Genomic DNA, 431 nt, shown 5'->3' on the forward strand with positions numbered 1-431 from the left:
GCCTACAAACGCGCCGTCACCACTCACTAATTCACCTTTAATGCAAATTCGCCGTCGTTCTCCCAATCCCGCTGTTGCGGTTGAGGCATTGCGCTATCAGGTCGCCGTGCCCGATGCCGAACCGCGCCATATTCTCGAAGAAATCGTCTGGCACAAAGAAGTCGAGGTCGAGCGGCAGCGCGATCGCGTCCCTTTGAGCGAACTGCAAAAGCAAGTTGCCGACGCTAAGCCCGCGATCGGTTTTATTGCCGCCCTGCAAACTGCCTCGACGCAGCCCGCCCTGATTGCCGAAGTCAAGAAAGCCTCACCGAGTCGAGGCGTGATTCAGCCGAATTTTGATCCGGTAGCGATCGCCCAAGCCTACGAGCAAGGCGGCGCGGCCTGCATTTCCGTTTTGACCGATCAGCGCTTTTTTCAAGGCAGTTTCGAGT

The 431-nt window shown here is 57.1% G+C and carries 1 protein-coding gene; it reads left to right on the top strand.

Annotated elements, in window-relative coordinates; all coding sequences use genetic code 11:
- Positions 1–40 precede the first annotated feature (40 nt).
- Positions 41–431, top strand: a 391-nt coding sequence (locus D7Y13_RS43310; RefSeq protein ID WP_500683207.1) for a beta/alpha barrel domain-containing protein, incomplete at its 3' end; no start/stop codon positions are given.

The organism is Corallococcus praedator (genome assembly GCF_003612125.1).
GTDB lineage: Bacteria > Myxococcota > Myxococcia > Myxococcales > Myxococcaceae > Corallococcus > Corallococcus praedator.